This is a genomic window from Vibrio sp. 03_296, assembly GCF_002265885.1.
Genome location: NZ_NPKW01000337.1, coordinates 1 through 523, shown reverse-complemented (window position 1 = coordinate 523; position 523 = coordinate 1). Strand labels below are relative to the sequence as shown.

Sequence of the window (523 nt, the reverse complement as noted above, 5' to 3'; positions counted from 1 at the left end):
CGATTAGACCATAGGAAGCACTACAAGTGCAAAAAAGAGGCACGATTCCGTTAGTGGCGGTTGAAGTTGATGATGCTCTCGACAAAGAGTTTAAGCCTGGTTTAGTTTAAGCAGGTGGAAGCTTTCTTGGGCGATGATGCGCGTTTACTGTGTCGTTTAGAAGAGCAGTGCTCACTGTTCCCTATTTATGAAAAAATGGCGGGTTATCAATATTGATAAACTCGCGTTGATAGAGAAAAGGCCTTTCGAATGAAAGGCCTTTTTTATTAAATTTGTACGTTTGGGATGGCAATTTTTTCAAACAATCGATGGATAACGGTATAGCTATCTTTTCTCGTTTGGTTAATGCCTTCGCCACTTGGGAGCAGGTTGTAAACCGGTAAATCGGGATACAGAACAGAGAGGCTGTACTGAGCGTTWGGAGTAGGTGCCATATAACGCAGAGAGACAAATGCCTTTATCCAGAAGTTCGATCTCTAGTGGTAGAGAGGAGTGGTGGTAAATGACATTGGCCATGTTCTTG

The 523-nt window shown here is 42.9% G+C and carries 1 pseudogene; it reads right to left on the bottom strand.

Annotated elements, in window-relative coordinates:
- Window positions 1-342: 342 nt before the first annotated feature.
- A pseudogene (locus CIK04_RS33740) lies at window positions 343-523 on the bottom strand (hypothetical protein); the annotation flags it as partial.